Source organism: Frankia sp. Hr75.2, assembly GCF_949319125.1.
In the GTDB taxonomy this organism is placed as follows: domain Bacteria; phylum Actinomycetota; class Actinomycetes; order Frankiales; family Frankiaceae; genus Parafrankia; species Parafrankia soli.
Genome location: NZ_CASGGV010000311.1, coordinates 26,634 through 43,604, shown reverse-complemented (window position 1 = coordinate 43,604; position 16,971 = coordinate 26,634). Strand labels below are relative to the sequence as shown.

At 72.0% G+C, this 16,971-nt stretch carries 15 protein-coding genes; 7 read left to right on the top strand and 8 right to left on the bottom strand.

Features of this window, described 5'->3' with window-relative positions; genetic code table 11:
• Positions 1-332: 332 nt before the first annotated feature.
• Complete coding sequence (locus tag AC559T_RS27295; protein WP_071059282.1) at positions 333-665, bottom strand: exodeoxyribonuclease VII small subunit; 333 nt, start codon at positions 663-665, stop codon at positions 333-335.
• Positions 666-801: 136 nt separating this feature from the next.
• Positions 802-2,007 carry an exodeoxyribonuclease VII large subunit gene (gene xseA / locus AC559T_RS27290; RefSeq protein ID WP_020458495.1) on the bottom strand — a complete coding sequence of 402 codons (1,206 nt, stop codon included), beginning with the start codon at positions 2,005-2,007 and terminating at the stop codon, positions 802-804.
• 124 nt (positions 2,008-2,131) lie between these two features.
• Between xseA and AC559T_RS27285 the strand changes: the two genes are divergently transcribed.
• The 3 genes from AC559T_RS27285 (at position 2,132) to sthA (ending at position 7,206) form a co-directional block, all read left to right on the top strand.
• Positions 2,132-3,094 (top strand): 4-hydroxy-3-methylbut-2-enyl diphosphate reductase, encoded by a 963-nt coding sequence (locus AC559T_RS27285; RefSeq protein ID WP_071059280.1) that lies wholly within the window; start codon positions 2,132-2,134, stop codon positions 3,092-3,094.
• 649 nt (positions 3,095-3,743) lie between these two features.
• Entirely contained in the window at positions 3,744-5,135 is a 1,392-nt protein-coding gene (locus AC559T_RS27280; protein ID WP_498870526.1) for a class II fumarate hydratase, read from the top strand.
• Between the two features lie 652 nt (positions 5,136-5,787).
• Positions 5,788-7,206, top strand: a complete 1,419-nt coding sequence (gene sthA / locus AC559T_RS27275) for a Si-specific NAD(P)(+) transhydrogenase (protein ID WP_020458492.1) — start codon at positions 5,788-5,790, stop codon at positions 7,204-7,206.
• Between the two features lie 7 nt (positions 7,207-7,213).
• On the opposite strand, the gene AC559T_RS27270 is transcribed toward sthA, so the two are convergent.
• Both AC559T_RS27270 and AC559T_RS27265 read right to left on the bottom strand, forming a co-directional pair.
• Positions 7,214-8,308: a DUF3616 domain-containing protein gene (locus AC559T_RS27270; protein WP_498870525.1), complete on the bottom strand. Its 1,095-nt coding sequence runs from the start codon at positions 8,306-8,308 to the stop codon at positions 7,214-7,216.
• A 716-nt stretch (positions 8,309-9,024) separates the two neighbouring features.
• Positions 9,025-9,576, bottom strand: a complete 552-nt coding sequence (locus AC559T_RS27265) for an NUDIX domain-containing protein (RefSeq protein ID WP_071059275.1) — start codon at positions 9,574-9,576, stop codon at positions 9,025-9,027.
• A gap of 511 nt (positions 9,577-10,087) precedes the next feature.
• Between AC559T_RS27265 and AC559T_RS27260 the strand changes: the two genes are divergently transcribed.
• Complete coding sequence (locus tag AC559T_RS27260) at positions 10,088-10,657, top strand: hypothetical protein (protein ID WP_498870524.1); 570 nt, start codon at positions 10,088-10,090, stop codon at positions 10,655-10,657.
• A 75-nt stretch (positions 10,658-10,732) separates the two neighbouring features.
• Here AC559T_RS27260 and AC559T_RS27255 read toward each other — a convergent pair whose 3' ends face one another.
• On the bottom strand, positions 10,733-11,389 hold the full coding sequence (locus tag AC559T_RS27255; RefSeq protein WP_018502151.1) for an adenylate kinase family protein: 657 nt from the start codon (positions 11,387-11,389) through the stop codon (positions 10,733-10,735).
• A gap of 507 nt (positions 11,390-11,896) precedes the next feature.
• On the opposite strand from AC559T_RS27255, the gene AC559T_RS27250 reads away from it, so the two are divergent.
• The gene (locus AC559T_RS27250; RefSeq protein ID WP_498870523.1) at positions 11,897-13,351 is read left to right on the top strand and encodes a hypothetical protein; all 1,455 of its coding nucleotides are present in this window, start codon (positions 11,897-11,899) and stop codon (positions 13,349-13,351) included.
• A gap of 80 nt (positions 13,352-13,431) precedes the next feature.
• Here the strand turns inward: AC559T_RS27250 and AC559T_RS27245 are convergent, their stop codons facing one another.
• Positions 13,432-14,169 carry a maleylpyruvate isomerase N-terminal domain-containing protein gene (locus AC559T_RS27245; RefSeq protein ID WP_071059438.1) on the bottom strand — a complete coding sequence of 246 codons (738 nt, stop codon included), beginning with the start codon at positions 14,167-14,169 and terminating at the stop codon, positions 13,432-13,434.
• Positions 14,170-14,218: 49 nt separating this feature from the next.
• Positions 14,219-14,791 carry a hypothetical protein gene (locus AC559T_RS27240; RefSeq protein WP_498870522.1) on the bottom strand — a complete coding sequence of 191 codons (573 nt, stop codon included), beginning with the start codon at positions 14,789-14,791 and terminating at the stop codon, positions 14,219-14,221.
• A 153-nt stretch (positions 14,792-14,944) separates the two neighbouring features.
• Here AC559T_RS27240 and AC559T_RS27235 point away from each other — a divergent pair, with 153 nt between their 5' ends.
• Together AC559T_RS27235 and AC559T_RS27230 are read left to right on the top strand one after the other, a co-directional pair.
• Positions 14,945-15,622 carry a JAB domain-containing protein gene (locus AC559T_RS27235; protein ID WP_498870521.1) on the top strand — a complete coding sequence of 226 codons (678 nt, stop codon included), beginning with the start codon at positions 14,945-14,947 and terminating at the stop codon, positions 15,620-15,622.
• 124 nt (positions 15,623-15,746) lie between these two features.
• The gene (locus AC559T_RS27230; RefSeq protein WP_498870520.1) at positions 15,747-16,121 is read left to right on the top strand and encodes a hypothetical protein; all 375 of its coding nucleotides are present in this window, start codon (positions 15,747-15,749) and stop codon (positions 16,119-16,121) included.
• Between the two features lie 80 nt (positions 16,122-16,201).
• Here AC559T_RS27230 and msrA read toward each other — a convergent pair whose 3' ends face one another.
• Positions 16,202-16,867: a peptide-methionine (S)-S-oxide reductase MsrA gene (msrA, locus tag AC559T_RS27225; RefSeq protein WP_071059264.1), complete on the bottom strand. Its 666-nt coding sequence runs from the start codon at positions 16,865-16,867 to the stop codon at positions 16,202-16,204.
• Between the last annotated feature and the right edge of the window lie 104 nt (positions 16,868-16,971).

Genomic DNA, 16,971 nt, shown 5'->3' with positions numbered 1-16,971 from the left:
CCCCCCCCCCCCCCCCCCCCCACACATCAGAAGCGATCTTCAGGCCGCGAATGATTCGTGATGGTTTGGGGTTTTGGGGTTTTGGGGTTGGAGGTGCGGGCTGGGAGTCCCCGGTTCGTGGCCTGGCAGGCTCAGGCGCCCCGGCTCCCGGAGTCCGGGATCCCGGGGCAGGTGGAAGATCGACGATCTGGATGGCTCTGTGTCCTCCGCGCCCGGGAACGGGAGACCCGGCCCCGGGCTGACGGGGGTTCCGGGAAGACCACCGGCAGGTCGAGAACGACCAGCGCGGAGGAGCAGCGCGGCGCGATGCCAGGAGGTTCGGCCGGTGGGACTCAGGAAGGTTCGGCGGTCGGGGCGGGGGTGAGGCGGGCCCGGGCGCCGTCGAGGAGGCGCTGGCAGACGGCGGCGAGCTCCTCGCCGCGTTCCCAGAGCGCGAGGGACTCCTCCAGAGCGCATCCCCCGGCCTCCAACCTGCGGACGACGTCCTCCAGCTCCGCGCGAGCCGCCTCGAAGGTGAGACCGGGAGTGGTCCCCGGGGTGACACCCGTGGCGACCCCGGAGGTCGGTCCTGGCGCAGTACCCGCCGTAGTCCCTGGCGTGGTCTCCGGAACACCATCCGAACCGGGTCCGGTGGTGGGGCTCCGCTGACGGTCAAGATCGGTCATGTGCCTTCTCCTGTCCCGTTCGACGGCTGTCCCGCTCGACGGCCGTGAGCCCGCGCCCGGGCTCGAGAGCACCGAAAACGCTGAGAACACCGAGAGACGAGAACACCGGGAGAACCGTTCGAGCGCCGCGTGGTGGTCACTCCGCTCTGGCGGCGAAGGTACCGCCCGCGACCCGGACGGTCAGCGGGTCGCCGGCCTCGATCTCGGCCGGTGAGCGGATCACCGCGCCGTCCGCGTTCTGGATCAGGGCGTAGCCGCGTTCCAGCGTGGCCGCCGGGGACAGCGCCCGCATGCGTGCCGCCGCGTGGACGAGGTCGCGCTCGGCGACGTCCACCGCGTGGGTGAGGCAGCGCAGCGAGCGCGAGCGCAGCGCCCCGACGGTCTGCTCGCGCCGGTCGATCTCGCGCAGCGGGGCTGCCAGGACGGGACGGGCCCGCAGGTCCGCCAGCCGGCGTCGTTCGAGGTCGAGGCGGTGCGCGAGGACCCTGCGGGCCCGGCTGCGCAGGGCCTCCACCAGCGCTGACTGCTCGGAGACGTCGGGGACCACACGCTTGGCGGCGTCGGTCGGCGTGGAGGCTCGGACGTCGGCCACAAAGTCGAGCAGGGGGGTGTCCTGCTCGTGTCCGATTGCCGACACGACAGGTGTCCGGGCGGCGACAACGGCGCGCAGCAGGGCCTCGTCCGAGAACGGTAGGAGATCTTCCAGGGAGCCCCCGCCGCGGGCGATGACGATCACCTCGACGGCGCGGTCGGCGTCCAGATCGGACAGCGCGTCGAGGATCTGGCTCACCGCGAGGGGGCCCTGGACCGCCACTTCCCGTAGTTCGATGCGTACCGCGGGCCACCGGCGGCGGGCGTTCTCGATCACGTCGCGCTCGGCGGCGGATGCACGCCCGGTGATGAGGCCGACCGCCGTCGGGAGGAACGGGAGCCGCCGTTTGCGGCTCGCCGCGAAGAGTCCCTCGGCGGCGAGCGTGGCCTTCAGCCGCTCCAGCCGGGCCAGCAGCGCACCGGCCCCCAGAGGGCGAATCTCCACTACAGCAAGGGCCAACGTGCCCCGGCCGGGGTGGAAGCTGGGCTTGCCCCAGACCACCACCCGGGCCCCGTCGACGAGCCCGGGACCGACCGCGTCGCACACCGCCCGGGGGCAGGTGACCCGCAGGGAGACGTCCGCGACAGGGTCGCGCAGGGTGAGGAAGACCGTGTTCATGCCCGGCCGGCGGGAGATCTCGGTGACCTGACCTTCCACCCATACGCGACCGAGCCGGGAGATCCAGTCACCCAACGCCCGGGAGATCGTCCGCACCGGGAGCGGCTCGTCCGGGGTCGAGGTCAGGGGCACCTGTCGAACCGTACGACCTCCCCCACGGGGGAAGGTCACCGGCGGGCCGGACGATGCTGCCCATCCGGTGATGCTCCGCTCGCCGCTCTTCCAGCCTCGCTGCTCCCGCGTAGACTGCTGCGACATGGGGCGGGTCTTGTTGGCCAAGCCGCGCGGCTACTGCGCGGGTGTCGATCGCGCGGTCCAAACCGTCGAGAAGGCACTCGATCTGTACGGGTCGCCGGTGTATGTACGCAAGCAGATCGTGCACAACGCTCACGTCGTCAAGACGCTGGAAGCGAAGGGCGCGATCTTTGTCGAAGAGACCGACGAGGTGCCTCACGGCGCCACGGTGGTGTTCTCGGCGCACGGCGTGGCACCGACGGTCCACGAGGAGGCTTCCTCGCGTCAGCTTCGCACCATTGACGCGACGTGCCCCCTCGTTACCAAGGTCCACTCCGAGGCTCGCCGGTTCGCCAAGGAGGATCTGGACATCCTCCTCATCGGTCATGAGGGCCACGAGGAGGTAGTAGGCACCACCGGCCAGGCGCCGGACCGTATCCATCTGGTCGACGGTCCTGAGGACGCCGCCGCTGTGAAGGTCCGGGACCCGAAGCGGGTCGCGTTCCTCTCGCAGACGACGCTCTCGGTCGACGAGACGCAGACAACGGTCAAGGCGCTTCGCGAGCGGTTCCCGCATCTGCAGGGGCCGCCGAGCGACGACATCTGCTACGCCACCCAGAACCGCCAGGTGGCCGTCAAGGAGATCGCCGAGAAGGTCGACCTGCTCATCGTGGTCGGCTCACCGAACTCCTCCAACTCGGTCCGGCTCGTCGAGGTCGCCCTCGACGCCGGTGCACCCAAGTCGTTCCTCGTGGACGACTGCGCCGAGGTGGATGAGGGCTGGCTCGACGGTGTCGAGACGGTTGGTGTGACGAGCGGGGCGTCCGTCCCCGAGGAACTCGTCACCGGGGTCATGGCGTGGCTGGCGGACCGCGGGTTCAACGACGTCGAGGAAGTCACCTCGGCGGACGAGCACCTGCTGTTCGCGCTCCCGCCGGAGCTGCGTCGCGACATGCGTGCCCGGGAGCGGGCCGCGGGCGCCTGACGCTCGCTCATCCTGAGCGCGCCGACGGCACCAGGCGGTACGTCACTCCAGCGGTACGTCACTCCAGCGATATCCACTCCGCCGACATTCATCCGGCGTCGGCGCCGCCGTCCAAGCCGCATCGCCGCATTCGGGCGGTCGCGGCCGGAGGCGTCGTCGGCGCCGGCACCAACGGGCCGTCCAGCCAGCGCCGGAAATTCCGGTCGGTCGTGCTGCCGGCGGCCCCCTCACGCCTGGGTCACCGCGCGTGGTGTGAGGACCGTGTCCCATCGGGCGGCTGCGCCACCCGGTCGGATGATCGTCGACGCCCGTGCTGGTCACCGGCTTCGCTCGTAGCCCGGTCCACCCATCGTGTTTCTCTCCGTCCGGTGCCGCGCCAGCCTGGTGCGGCACCGGACGTTCGTCTGTGGTGGCCCGGTGACGGGTGCCGGCCGCCCGGCATGCCGCCCGCGCAGGCCCGTCTCGGGCGATGTGACGAGCGCCCGCCGGGGATGCCGGCCGAGGCGACGGATGCACCTGATGTCCTAGGGTCGGCAGTGGCCTGTCATCGCCAGCGCCGCGGGCGGTTCCGCGGCAAGCCGGATCGGCGGCAAGCCAGATCAAGGTCGACGGACATCTCGGGAGATCGGCGCATGAGCGAGCACGAGTCATGAGCGAGCAGGAATACCGCATCGAGCACGACAGCATGGGTGACGTGCGGGTGCCGGCCGCGGCGAAGTGGCGAGCGCAGACGCAGCGGGCGGTCGAGAACTTCCCCGTCTCCGGCCAGCGCATCTCGCGCGCCCACATCGCGGCGCTCGCGCGGATCAAGGCCGCGGCCGCGACCGTGAACGCCAAGCTCGGCGTTCTCGACGGTGACATCGCCGCGGCGATCGCCGAGGCCGCCGGCGAGGTGGCCCGGGGCGACTGGGACACCCAGTTCCCGCTCGACGTCTTCCAGACCGGCAGCGGCACGTCGTCCAACATGAACACCAACGAGGTGCTGGCGTCGCTCGCCTCGGAGCGGCTCGGCCGGGCCGTTCACCCGAACGACCACGTGAACGCCTCGCAGTCGTCGAACGACGTGTTCCCGTCCTCGATCCACGTGGCGGCGACCCAGGGGATCGTGCACGAGCTGATCCCCGCGCTCGATCACCTCGCCGTCTCACTGGAGCGGAAGACGACCGAGTTCGCCGAGGTGGTCAAGTCGGGGCGCACCCACCTCATGGACGCCACGCCGGTGACCCTCGGCCAGGAGTTCGGCGGGTACGCGGCGGCCGTCCGGCTGGGTGTCGAGCGGCTCAACGGCGCGCTGCCCCGGATCGGCGAGCTGCCGCTGGGCGGCACCGCGGTCGGCACCGGCATCAACACGCCGCCGGGGTTCTCGGCGGCGGTCATCGAGGAGCTGGCGGCGAGCACCGGGCTCCCGCTCACCGAAGCCCGCAACCACTTCGAGGCCCAGGCCTCGCGGGACGGCCTCGTCGAGGCGTCCGGCGTGCTGCGGGTGATCGCGGTGTCGCTCTACAAGATCTCGAACGACCTGCGGTGGGCGTCCTCGGGCCCGCGGGCCGGGCTGGGCGAGATCAGGCTGCCGGACCTGCAGCCCGGGTCGTCGATCATGCCCGGCAAGGTGAACCCGGTCATCCCCGAGGCGGTCTGCCAGGTGGTGGCCCAGGTGGTCGGCAACGACGCGGCGGTGGCGTTCGGCGGCTCGGCCGGCAACTTCGAGCTCAACGTGATGCTGCCGGTCATCGCCCGCAACCTGCTCGAGTCGATCCACATCCTGTCGACGATCAGCCGTCTGTTCGCCGACCGCTGCATCGACGGCATCGTCGCGGACGTCGAGCGCTGCCGCCGCTACGCGGAGTCCTCGCCGTCGGTCGTGACGCCACTCAACAAGTACATCGGCTACGAGGAGGCGGCCAAGGTCGCCAAGCAGTCGCTGGCCGAGGAGAAGACGATCCGCGAGGTCGTGATCGAGCGCGGGTACGTCCAGGCCGGCAAGCTCACCGAGGCCGAGCTGGACAGCGCGCTCGACGTCCTGTCGATGACGCACCCGTAGGACGGACCGGTAGCCGCACCCGTGGGCGGTCGCCCGCGGGTGCGCCTCCCACGGGTGCTCGGCTTTCGCCGCCGGCACCCTCGGGCGCGACTCGGCCCGTCGGTGCGCTCGATCAGGCGGAACGGGGGGGACGGGCCCGGGGGGCCCGTAGCGGTGGGACAGGGAACGGACCCGGCTCCACGAACGTGCGGGAGCCGGGTCCCGATGCCGACGCCTGTTCCCCCGGCCACTGGCCGGGAGCACGCCATCCCCACGGCAGGTCGGCATACCCCGTCGCGAGAGCCGTGGAAGACCCCCCAGCCAGCCTCCACGACCCCCGCGACCCCCGATGCCCTGTCCAACGAGGCGGCTCGGCTTTCGTTACGGGCCGCACCACGGGTTTCTGGGTTTCCTCCGGCCGGTGGGCGACCACGGGCCGACACGGGGCCCGGGTGACCACGGGCCGGCACGGGCCGGGTGAGCACGGGTGGACCACGCCGTCCCCCCACGTCGGCGTGTGACGATGGGAACGCAAGCCATGACATGGCGCGACTGGTGTGACGTTCTGGGGACCTGGGCGAGAAAACGGCGTAACAACACCGACCGACGGAGGTTCCGGGCCTCCTGGGCGGATAGCCTCGGCGCGACACGATAAATGACAGGGGGAAACGACGTGCACGAGGTCGATGTCCTTGTCATCGGTTCCGGGCCCGGCGGGCAGAAGGCTGCCATCGCCGCGGCCAAACTCGGGCGCAGCGTCGCGGTCGTCGACAAGCGGGACATGATCGGCGGGGTCTGCATCAACACGGGGACCATCCCGTCCAAGACGCTGCGCGAGGCCGTCATGTACCTGACGGGCCTGGCCCAGCGAGAGGTCTACGGCCAGAGCTACCGGCTCAAGGACGAGATCACGGTCGCGGACCTCTCCGCACGGACGCAGCACGTGATCGGCCGCGAGATCGACGTGATCCGCAGCCAGCTCACCCGCAACCGGGTCCAGGTCCTCTCCGGGCTCGCGACCTTCCTCGACCCGAACACCGTGAGCGTCCGCGGGCCTGGCGGGGTCGAGGAACGACAGGTCCGCGCCAACAAGATCATCATTGCCACCGGCACCCGGCCGGCCCGGCCCGACTCGGTGGACTTCGACGGCCGCACGGTCGTCGACAGCGACCAGATCCTCGACATCGACCGGATCCCCGGCTCGATGGTCGTGGTCGGCGCCGGAGTGATCGGCATCGAGTACGCCTCGATGTTCGCGGCACTGGGCACAAAGGTCACCGTCGTCGAACGGCGCGACCGGATGCTGGACTTCTGTGACCTGGAGATCATCGAGGCGCTCAAGTACCAGCTGCGCGACCTCGCGGTGACCTTCCGGTTCCGCGAGTCCGTGGTCTCCGTCGAGCGCCACAACGGCGGCACCCTCACGACGCTGGAGAGCGGCAAGAAGATCCCCGCCGACACCGTCATGTACTCCGCCGGGCGGCAGGGGCTCACCGAGGTCCTCCAGTTGCAGAACGCCGGGCTCTCCGCGGACAACCGCGGCCGGATCCTGGTCGGCCCGGACTTCCGCACCGAGGTGGACCACATCTACGCCGTCGGTGACGTGATCGGTTTCCCGGCCCTGGCGGCGACGTCCATGGAGCAGGGGCGGCTGGCCGCCTACGCGGCGTGCGGCGAGCCGGCCACGGGGATGCGGGCCGAGCTGATGCCGATCGGCATCTACACGATCCCGGAGATCTCCTACGTCGGCAGCACCGAGGACGAGCTCACCGAGCGCGCGGTGCCCTTCGAGGTGGGCATCGCCCGCTACCGCGAGCTGGCCCGCGGCGCGATCCTGGGCGACTCCTACGGCATGCTCAAGCTCCTGGTGAGCCCGGAGGACGGCCGGCTGCTCGGCATCCACGTCTTCGGCACCGGGGCCACCGAGCTGGTCCACATCGGGCAGGCCGTGATGGGCTGCGGCGGAACGGTCAACTACCTGGTCGACACCGTCTTCAACTACCCGACCCTGGCGGAGTCCTACAAGGTCGCCGCGCTCGACGCGATGAACAAGATGCGGGCGGTGGCCCGCATCTCGGGCCGTCACCTGTGACGGCGGGCTAGCCGGCGGCGGGCGGCAGGGGCAGGACGTCCGCGACGATCTCGTGGCGGTGCCGGCGGCGGTGCGGAGCGGGGCTGTCGTAGACGACCAGCAGCGCCTGCCCGCCGGAACCACCCGGGTCGGGGATCAGGGTGATGCCCTCGGCGTGGTCCACTCCATCGCCGTAGGGGACGTCCATGATCTTCTCGATGACGGTGCCACGCACCACGACGGACGTCTCCGCCCGCACCGCGCCCCGCCAGGCGTGGATGCGGACCGGGCCGTCGAGATCCATCGTCGGCCCGGCGAGGACGAGCAGGTCGTCCCCGTAGGGGATCATGTCGCGCACCCCGAGGCCGCCCAGGTCGAGGAAGTGCTTGCGGTAGGGGCCGTCGTCGAGCGGGGCGAGCAGCAGGTCGGGGCCGTCGCTGCCGGCCAGCCGCAGCTCGATGACGACGGCCCAGCCGCGCAGCACGGGGCCCCGCAGGCCCAGGTAGATCCGCTCCCCCACGACGGCCAGTCCCTCGATGTCCAGGCCGTTGTCCTTGCTGGGGATCGTGAGGAAGGGCCCCAGGTGCGGGTCGTCGCGCAGCGCGCGGGTGAGCCGGGTGCTCTTGCGTAGGCCCAGGGCCGCCGCCGACAACTTCCGGCCCGGGTTCGCCGGGTCCGGCGCCGACGCGGCCAGCACGGGCCCGTCGGGCGTCTCCACGACCGGTATCCGGCCGATGATGTGCCGGTTGGCGTTGTTGCTCACCTTGGCGAGCCGGGTGAGCGCCGCCTCGGTGGCGTGGTCGGGCCGCACCCGCTTGCGCGTCCTGGCGTGCGACCCGGTGAACCAGAGGTAGCCGCCTGCGAGGTCCAGGCCCTCGATGTCGATCTCCGGCACGACCCCGTCGGCGTCGGCCGGCTCGGGCAGCGCCAGGAAGTCGCCCACCTGGAAGCTCACGTGCCCGCCGTAGCAGTCGCCGTCCGCCGAGCGGGTCACCCGCTCGATCGTCACGGTCTCGTCGCCGCCCAGCCACAGGTGGCTGCCGTCGCAGCGCACCGTCGACAGTGACTCGGCGATGTCGAGCACCATGTGACCGTCGACGAACCGGATCGGAATCGTGTCCACGCCGCTCCCCTTCACCGGCACCCGGCACCCGGCACTCGGCCGCCGGCACCCGTTCCAGAAGCCTACGACCGCGCCCCGTCGTCAGCCGGACGTTGTCCCAGGCAGGACCGTCCGGCCGAACCCGGCGTCATCCCGAGGCGGGCTCGGAGAGCAGGGATCCACATTGAAGCCCGCCCCCGCCCACCCACCACACTGGTCGCCCCGTCCGGCCCGCTCGCCGAATCCGGTCCGCCCGGAGTGGCCGTGCTTGTCGAATCGCTTTCAGCTAAAGATCCATCAGTACTGCCCGGATATTTTTCCGACCCGTCCCCTGACCCCGATCAGGGGACGGGTCGGCGGGGTGCTCAACGGGTCGACTCCGTCGCCGTCCGCCCGAGGGGAATCGCGGGCGGCTGGCGCGGCGGGGGCCTCACCGGGAGCGGGCAGGACCGCCGTGGCAGGGGAAGGCACGAGGAGCAGGCGATGCAGCCGACCAGCGCCAGGGTCAGGGCCAGGGCCATCGACGACAGGGGTCGTCCCCCGCCGGCCGGTCCCGCGCGCTGCCACCAGATGTGTGTAGCGGCGGCCGGGACGCGAGAGAAGAGGGTGCGCGTATTGTTTCGCGGATTTCACCGGCCACAGCGACCAGGCCGGCCGACGCCGTGGCCGAGAAATAACCCGGACGCGGATCCGTCACATCACGGAACACATTGTCCGAGGTCATTCGGAGCGGTAGGTCAGACCTCGGCGCGGTTGGAGGCCAGCCGGAGCTTGTCGCCGAGCTTGCCGCGTACGTCGGCGAGGTTCACCCAGCGGCGGGAGATCCCCCGGCCCGACGGCTCGGGCAGCGTGCGGTCGTCGACGTGCAGCAGGAAAGTGGCCTCGTAGTGCACGTGCTCGGGCTCGCTGAGCGCGGGGACGGCGTCGATGGGGTGGGCCGTCACGTCAACGGGTAACACGCTCGCCGGGATCAGGCCGTTCGCCTCGATGTCGGCCTCCGTCGCGAGATGGCGCAGCGCGGCGCCGAGCAGCGACTGGTCCTCGGGGTCGATGTGCCCGCCCGGCAGCCGCCAGTTCCTGGCGGGGCGCCGCCTGGTCTGCAGCACCCGCCAGTCGGGCGAGACCAGCACCGCGCTGCACGTGACATGGGCCGGAGTCGTGGAGCGGGTGACGACGGGCGGCCCATGCAGCGCAAGCACGATCAGGGAACGTAGTAGGTCCGTCTCGTCGGGGTTGGCCTCGATGTACCCCAGCGCAACACCGATCACCGCGTTGTTCGTGACCGCCACAAAAGGAACGTACAGGTGTAAGCCGCCCAAGGCACCCCCCAGATGGGGTGACACTTATCGGACCGGCTCCGTGCGCACTCCCTGACTCCAGGTATGGACAATGGGGGCACAGTGGGCTAAAACGCCATGACCAGCAGGCCTGACGATCAGTCGCCGGAATCGTGCGACCGCGCCGCGCGCCCAACCCGGGCGACCCCGCCCGCGGCGCCCGCCCGCGCCGGGCCCGAGGCGGCGGTGGTCCCGCCTCCGGGTGGCACGTAGTTCCCTATCCCCCACTTGTCCCCCGCCCAATCCACCTGGTTCGCAGGGGATGCCGGGAGTTCCCCCGGGATGCGGGGAGTTCCGGGGGCGGGGCGAGTTCGGCGGGATGCGGCGAGTCGTCGCGTTCGTGACACGATGAGACGGGTTCGGACGACGTGCCGCTAGGGTGTCCTCAGTCGATCTTGTGTAGATCCGCCGCATGACGGGCCGCGGCGGCACGGCGCGATCATGAGCACGGGGAGGACCGGGCATGCCGAAAATCGCCCTCACCCAGGTCGGGCCGCGGGTATACCGGGGCAGGCTGCTGGCGGTGGGGATGGCGGCCGTGGCCGCGGTCACCCTCGCCGGCTGCAACGGCTCCGACGGCGACCTGGACGTCCCGAAGCCCTCGGCGAGCCTGCCTACCAGCCTGCCCAGCGGCCTGCCGACGTCCCTGCCGACCTCGCTGCCGACGGCGATCCCGACCGCGCTCCCGACGTCGCTGCCCGGCGTCGGTCGAGTCGACACGGCGACCGGGGCGGAGGCGCTGCGCGGCACGAACATCCCGCCCGACTTCCCGATCCCGCCCGGCGCCACCGTGAAGGTGGGGACGACCACCGGCAGCCGTTCCACCTTCACGATGGAGGGCGTGGACAGCGACGCCGCCCGCGCCTTCTACCGCCAGGCGCTGCCGGCCGCCGGGTACGAGATCACCCGGGACGTCGGTGTCGCCGGCATCGCCAGCTCGATCGAGTTCCGGGGCAAGGGCGTGACCGGGACGATCGGGGCCGCCGGCGTCGGCTCCGCGAACGCGATCGCGGTCGTCTTCCAGAAGCAGTGACTCCCCCGGCCCGGGGGATTACCGCCGGGCCGGCGGATCATCACCGGGCCAGAGTGGATCCGCCGGGCGGGACGGTCACCGTGCCATCGCGCGCGGTGACGGCAGGGCGAACTGGTCGCGGATCTCCGCCTGCACCTCCAGAACGGAGCGCCGCGCGTCGACCACGGCGACCTGCTCCTTGCGCTGGAAGATCTCCATCACCGGCCGGGTCTTCGCGTGGTACTCCGAGAGCCGCACCGCAAGGGCCTCGGGGTTGTCGTCGGAGCGCGTCACCAGCGCGCCCCCACAGACGTCACAGGTGTCCTCGATCTGCGGCCGGCTCGCGATCAGGTTGTAGTCAAGACCACATCGCGAGCACAGCCGGCGGGCCAGCACCCGGCGCACCACCTCCTCGTCCGGCAGGTCGAGGTAGATGACGCCGTCTATGTCGTAGCTCTCCAGGAAGAACTCCGCCTGCCTGGCGTTGCGCGGGAACCCGTCGATGATGAACCCGTAGTTCCAGTCGTGCTCGGTGAGCCGGGTGCGGACCACCGACTCGACGAGGTCGTCGCCCACCAGGTGCCCGCTGGCCACGATCCGCCGCACCTGCGCGCCGATCTTGGTGTGGTTCTGCACGTTCCAGCGGAACACGTCGCCCACGCTGATGTGGACCAGGTCGAGCTCGTCGGCCATCAGCTTCGCCTGGGTCCCCTTCCCGCTGCCCTGCACGCCCATGATCACGAACTTGCGCACGGTGCCTCCCCGCGTGCTTCGACGGCCTGTGGTCGGGCGGCTCCCCACCCAGCCGACGACCCGTGCGGCGGGGAGCCCTGATCTGGCTGCCGATGGCGTGCCATGGGTACGAGCGTTCCTGGCTCCGGGCGTCTGTCTCCACGCGCTCACGCACCCCTGCTGCACGTACCCCTCAAGAATGATGCCGGACGGGCCTGCGCCTCCGCGTCCGCCGCGGGCACGTTCGGAGGGATTCCCGGCCGTCGCGGCAGGCGACATCCGCCACCCGCGGCAGCGGTCACCCCGCTCGCGGACGTCCGACCCCCACCCGCACCCTCAACCGAGAGTGACCAAACGGGTGCCCCCCAACTGGACCTTCCAGGATGACACCCCCCATTAGGGGGAGGCGGCTGCGACCGAACGCGGCTGAGACGTCAGGATGGAGAAACGCAGGATCGCGTGACGATTCGGGACGGGTGGGACGGCCGCAGCGCGGCGGGTGCTCCCGGATCACAGAAGGAGAATCGGGTGCCTGGGGTAATTCGCCGACTGCTCGGTGGCGGGCTCGCCGCCACCCTGCTCGCCGTGACCGTCGCGGCGTGTGACTCGAGCGGTGACGCGCCCGCCGCGCCCGCCGAGGTGGTGCTCGACCGCGCGGCCGAGACGACCGTCCCGTTCAGCGTGGACAACGCGGGCGAGGTCGTGCTCGACGTGACCACGTCCGCCCCGGGCGTCTCCTGGGGAACGGTCGGTTCCGAGTCCGCCGTGGTCTCCGTGTTCGTCGACGGCACCTACACGACGGACGTGGTGATCCCCGCGTCGTTCCCGATCCGGCGCGGCCTGGCCCTCGGCGCGCTCACCCCCGGGAAGCACAACCTGCGGCTGCTGTTCGCCGAGGACCGCTCCCCGCAGGGGTCGTCCACGGCGAAGCTGTCGGACTTCGCCTTCCGCACGATCGCGCCCGGTGACCCCCAGTACGCGGCGGCCCGCAACGCCCCGGTGCTCTACGGGCGCACGGCGGTCAACCCCGCGCTTCTGCCCGGGACACCGGCGACCGGCCCCTTCCAGAACGCCCTCACCGACGCCCCGCTCGTCGCCTTCTACTCCGAGGCCCCGACCGCGGTCTCCGGGCACCGCCTGTTCACCTACTCCATGATCTGGAGCAACGAGGACGGCGGGACGTCCACGCCCGCGCTGATGGCCCGCTGGGGCCGCACCACCGACATCGAGTGGACCTACCAGGTCGAGGTCGACGCCGCCGGCAACGCCGTACCGGGCAGCGCCGTGATCCAGGCGCCTGAGCACGTCCAGGCCCCGTTCACCGGACGTCTCGAGGGCACCCACCCCGTCCTGCAGACCTGCACGCTGAACAACAACATGTGCGACCCGACGGACGGCAGGATGCGCTTCTCCCTCGCCCTGGGCGAGCCCCTGGACCAGGCGGACGAGGCCCGCGAGCGGGTCATGGACCGCAACCCGTGGACGTACTGGGTGATGGCCCAGGAGGTGAACCGCGAGGGCAAGGTGACCGAGGCCCCCGAGGCGTCGTCCACCGACCTGATCAGCGATCCCCGCAACTACCTGTACCTGGTCATCCGTAAGAGCACGCTGGGCCAGCCGAACACCGACGACGCCTGGGTCGGGCTGTCCGTGGGCGTCCGGCTCTCCGGCAACCCCAACACGTTCCGCTCCAGCGGGGTGTATCCGGCGTGGTCCCTCCAGCGGGACTCCCCCGCGCAGACCGCGATCGCGCTCCCGCCGGGCACCGTCGCCGAGGACATCGCCTCCATCCAGGCGACCCGGCTGATCGGCGCGGGATACGACACCGGGGCACGCATCCAGGTCGACTCGATCGAGCAGGCGTTCTTCCTCGGCCCGGACGGCCTGCCGCAGAAGTCCTTCCTGTTCACCCCGGCCAAGGCCACGCTGACCGCCGCGGCCCCCACCGCCACGCTGTTCCGCCGGCCCACCGGCACTTCGTGAGCCGGCGGCGTTCCCGCCGGCGGATCCCTGAGGACACGCCGGCGGGAACGCCGCACCCGCGAGCACCGGGACGGCCTTGATCAGCCCGGCCGCAGCCCGGCCAGGATGGCGGCGTCGCCGTGGACGGCGAGGCCGTCCCCACGCGGACCGGGAGCGGCCGGATCGAGCCGCCCCCACAACGCGAGCAGGACGGGCCCGGCCGGCCCCCGCAGCGCGGCGTCCCCCTTGGCGTGCTCGGGCGTCACCGTGACGGCGGGGCCGTTCAGACGCACCAGCCACTCGCCGGGCAGGTCGGTGAGGTGCACATGCGCGGTGCCCTCGCCCGGCGGCGAGATCCCGGCCGCACGCGCCGCCGGCAGCAGCACCGTCAACACCTCGTCCACGCCGTCCGCGGCCAGCTGCGGGACCAGCTCCGGCGGCGCACCGAACGCGGCGGCGGCGTCCCAGGCGTGCACCTGGAACTCGTTGGCCAGCCGGCGCGGCCAGAACCCGGCCACCTCGGGGGCGAACCCGGCGACGAACGTCCAGGCCGGCGCGCCCGGATCGACGTCACGAAGCACCGTGAGCGTTTCGGTGACCATCCGCCGGTAGTAGGCGGTGAGCTCGCCGGCCTCCGCGGGCGGGCGGGGCACCAGCTCGGGCGGATCGGTCGTTCCCCGCGGCAGGTGGCGCACCGTCGAGGCGAGCAACCGGGCGACGTGGGAGACCAGGCGGCGGCAGTCCCAGCCGGGACAACTCGGGACGGGTGCGTCGAGATCACGCGACGCGGCCGCCAGCAGGGCGTCGGCGTGGGCCTCGAACTGTGCTGGGTAGTCCATCAGCCGAAGTGTCGCAGCATCGAAGCCACGCCGCCCGAACCCGGCCGGCTCAGGCCGGAGGGACCACGAGGGCCGGTTCACCCAGGTCGGACGCCAGCCGAGCCCACAGGCCGTCCGCCGTGTCGAGGGCGGACGTCGTGCGCGTGAGCAGGGTGGGCGGCGGGACGGGCGTGCCGTCGAAGAGGTTGCCGCAGGCCCTGGCCGCGCCGGCGTACGCCGCGGCACCGTCGGACCAGGTCCGAGCCGCCGACTCCAGCGGCGCGGCCGGGATCTCGGCCGCGTCCCGGGCCGCCCGGTCCAGCACCTCACAGGCTGGCCGCAGCGAGATCCCGTCGTTCGCGCCGATGTGGGTGCGCACGTCGGTGGCCGCCCTGGCAACGTCCGTGCGCACCGCCGACGTGGACTGGTACCAGTAGGCCAGCTCGGCCTCGAGGTCGATGGTCGGGGGCGCGGCCGCGCCGGTCTCGGCGTCCGCGCCGTCACCACCGATCAGGAACCACACCCCGATCACCGCGACGAGCCCGACGGCGGCGAGCAGCGCCAGCCCGGTCCGCTGTTCCGGGCGGCTGAGTTCGTCCCACGTCCGGTGGTCGTTGTTGCGGCGAGCCACATGTTCCCCCACGCGCCGAAGTGTGCAGGCACAGAACAGACGCGCAGGCACCCCGCGACGTTGCGATACCCCCGGGGCGCCGCGACTGGCGGAACCCGTCGTACCCGCCGTCTACCGTGATACGGCGCCGGGCACGGCGGGCCCGGCTCGTGATGTCGCTCGCCCATGAACGGGGTAGCCATGCGGGTGAAGGATCTTCCGATACGGGAACGGCCACGCGAGCGAGCCCTGGCCGCGGGCGCCGAGGCACTCGCCGATCGCGAGCTGCTGGCGCTCCTGCTCGGGTCGGGCTCGCCCGGCTGTGACGCGGTCGATCTCGCCGGGCGGCTCATCGCCCGGCACGGCGGGCTGTACGAGCTCTCACGGGCCGACCCGCAGGAGCTGATCGCGCAGCCCGGGGTGGGGCCGGCGAAGGCGGCCCGGGTCTGCGCGGCCTTCCACCTGGGCCGGCGCGCCCGGCCCCCGGCGGCCGGCGCCACCGGGCTGACCAGCACGGCGGCACTGGCCGAGGCCGCCGCGCCGCTGCTGCGCGGCCTGCGCGGCGAGCGTGTCGTCGTGGTCGTCTGCGACGGCAACGCGGGCATCCTGCGGGCGCGGCTGCTCACGCAGGGCGCGTCCGGCCACAGCCCGCTGAGCATGCGCGACCTGCTCGGCTACGTGCTGCGCTGCGGGGGCTCGGCGTTCGGAGTGGCCCACAACCACCCCGACGGCAACCCCGAGCCGAGCGCGGACGACCGCCGCGTCACCACCCGGCTCCGGGAGTCGGCCGCGCTGCTGGGCCTGCGCTTCCTCGACCACGTGATCATCACCGACGAGACGTGGCGCCGGGTGGTCGACGCCTGAGCCCGCGGGCGGGACCCGCACCCACACCCTCAAGGCGATCACCCGCGGCCACCGCGGGACCGAAGGCGGTGGCTCCGCCGCCACCGTCGTCGCCTCGGCCGACCCGTTGGAGGCCACCCCACCGATGTCCAGAACGCCCCACCCCCACGACGCCTTCACCGCCGGCGTCCGTGACGACCGGTTCGCCGCCGCGGTGCAGGACGGCCCGGCACTGGCCTCACTGCGCGCCAAGGTGGCGGCCCGGTACCCCCGGTTCGCGGCCACCCTGTCGGTGCAGATCGATCAGATGCTCGTCGTCGCCCCGGGCACCGTCTCGGCGGGGCTGTGGGTCTCGTTCACCGACCCGACAGTGCCTCCCCAGGCCCTGCTGGCGGCACGCAGCCCCTCGGGCGCCTTCGGCGAGGCGGTACTCACCCCGGCGGGCTGGCAGGTCACCCGGGCCGCGTACTGCGACCTGGTCATGGGTCTCGGGACTCCTGACCTGCGCTGCCCGCCCTGACCCTTCCGACACCGGCCACGGGTCTGGACACACTGGCCGCCAGCCGGTCGGAGCGCTTGGTCCAACCGGCTGGCGATCGCTCAGGACTCCGCTGACGCGAGGCCGACGGGGCAGCTGACTCCGGTTCCGCCCAGGCCGCAGTAGCCGTGGGGATTCTTGGCGTCCGACAGGTACTGCTGGTGGTACTCCTCGGCGTAGTAGAACGGGCCGGCGGGCGCGATCTCCGTGGTGATCTCCGGGTAGCCGGCGGCGGTGAGGACGCGTTGGAAAGCGTCCCGGCTCGCCTGCGCGGCCGCGGCCTGGTCCTCGCCGGTCGTGTAGACCGCCGACCGGTACTGGGTGCCGACGTCGTTGCCCTGGCGCATGCCCTGTGTCGGGTCGTGCGCCTCCCAGAAGACCCGCAGCAACTCGGCGAAGCTGACCTTCGCCGGGTCGAAGACGACGAGCACGGCCTCGGTGTGGCCGGTCAGGCCGGAGCAGGCCTCCTCGTAGGTCGGGTTGGGCGTGATCCCGCCCGCGTAGCCGACCGCGGTCGAGTACACCCCCGGGACCTGCCAGAACTTGCGCTCCGCACCCCAGAAACAGCCCATCCCGAACACCGCCGTACGCAGCCCCTCCGGGAAGGGGCCGAGCAAGGACGTGCCGAGGACGGTGTGACGGTCGGGGCCGGTGAAGATCGGCGTGCCGCGGCCAGGCAGGGCCTGGTCGGCAGTCGGGAGGGTCGTCTTGTGGCGACCGAAGAACATCGCGAACCACCTCCGGGGAGTTCCGACAGACACAACCACCGCGGACTCCCCCAAGTTCCCGACCCCCCGCAGGCCCCAACCCCGTTCCCCGACGCCCTGCACCC